This window comes from Streptomyces rectiviolaceus (genome assembly GCF_039533825.1).
GTDB lineage: Bacteria > Actinomycetota > Actinomycetes > Streptomycetales > Streptomycetaceae > Streptomyces > Streptomyces rectiviolaceus.
In genome coordinates, this window is record NZ_BAAAUG010000213.1 from 1 (window position 1) to 1,780 (window position 1,780).

The 1,780-nt window shown below is 69.2% G+C and carries 1 protein-coding gene; it reads left to right on the top strand.

What is annotated here, in order from left to right; all coding sequences use genetic code 11:
• On the top strand, nucleotides 1-1,780 hold a 1,780-nt coding region (locus tag ABD378_RS41515), incomplete at both ends, for an Rne/Rng family ribonuclease (protein ID WP_344530221.1).

Here is a 1,780-nt window from a genome sequence, read left to right on the forward strand (position 1 = left end):
CGTCGCCCTCGTCGCCGCCGCCGTCGCGCCGGTGACTCCGGCGACGGCGAGAACACCGCGGACGGCGACCCGGAGCGTACGGTCGTCAAGGTCCGTGAGCCTCGCAAGAAGGAAGAGCGCGAGCCCGGCACCGGCGCCGACGAGGTCCAGTCCATCAAGGGCTCGACCCGCCTCGAGGCCAAGAAGCAGCGCCGCCGCGAAGGCCGCGAGCAGGGCCGCCGCCGTGTGCCGATCATCACCGAGGCGGAGTTCCTGGCGCGCCGCGAGGCCGTCGAGCGCGTGATGGTCGTCCGCCAGAGCGGCGAGCGCACCCAGATCGGCGTCCTCGAGGACAACGTGCTCGTCGAGCACTACGTCAACAAGGAGCAGGCGACCTCGTACGTCGGGAACGTCTACCTCGGCAAGGTGCAGAACGTCCTGCCGTCGATGGAGGCCGCCTTCATCGACATCGGCAAGGGCCGCAACGCCGTGCTCTACGCCGGTGAGGTCAACTTCGAGGCCCTCGGCATGGCCAACGGGCCGCGCCGCATCGAGTCGGCCCTGAAGTCAGGCCAGTCGGTCCTGGTGCAGGTCACGAAGGACCCGATCGGCCACAAGGGCGCCCGCCTCACCAGCCAGGTCTCGCTTCCCGGCCGCTACCTCGTCTACGTGCCCGAGGGCTCGATGACGGGCATCAGCCGCAAGCTGCCCGACACCGAGCGCGCGCGTCTGAAGACCATCCTTAAGAAGATCGTCCCCGAGGACGCGGGCGTCATCGTGCGCACCGCCGCCGAGGGCGCGAGCGAGGACGAGCTGCGCCGTGACGTCGAGCGTCTGCAGCAGCAGTGGGAAGAGATCCAGAAGAAGGCGAAGAACGGCGGCGCCGCGCCGACGCTTCTGTACGGCGAGCCGGACATGACCGTCCGTGTCGTCCGCGACATCTTCAACGAGGACTTCTCGAAGGTCATCGTCAGCGGTGAGGAGGCCTGGGACACCATCCACGGATACGTCTCCCACGTCGCCCCCGACCTGGCCGACCGCCTGCAGCGCTGGACCTCCGAGGTCGACGTCTTCGCGACGTACCGCATCGACGAGCAGCTGATGAAGGCGCTCGACCGCAAGGTCTGGCTGCCCAGCGGCGGCTCGCTGGTGATCGACAAGACCGAGGCGATGATCGTCGTCGACGTCAACACCGGCAAGTTCACCGGGCAGGGCGGCAACCTCGAAGAGACCGTGACGAGGAACAACCTCGAAGCGGCCGAGGAGATCGTGCGCCAGCTGCGCCTGCGTGACCTCGGCGGCATCGTCGTCATCGACTTCATCGACATGGTGCTCGAGTCCAACCGGGACCTGGTCCTGCGGCGACTGCTCGAATGCCTGGGCCGTGACCGTACGAAGCACCAGGTGGCCGAGGTCACCTCGCTTGGTCTCGTCCAGATGACCCGTAAGCGCGTCGGCCAGGGCCTCCTGGAGTCCTTCTCCGAGACCTGCGTCCACTGCAACGGCCGCGGCGTGATCGTGCACATGGAGCAGCCGACCTCCGCCGGTGGCGGCGGCAAGCGCAAGAAGCGTGGGCGCGGTGGCTCCGAGCAGGGTCAGGAGCACACGCACGAGCACGAGGCCTCCGAGATCCCCGAGATCACGGACGAGGTCGAGACCGAGTCCGAGGCCGAGGTCGCCGCGGAGGCCGCCGCCCCGGTGGCGCTTCCCGAGCCCGAGTTCGTGCCGGACGAGGAGCTCTACAGCAGCGCGTCCGAGGCCGAGGCCGCGGCGTCCCGCGGTGGCCGTTCGCGCCGCAGGG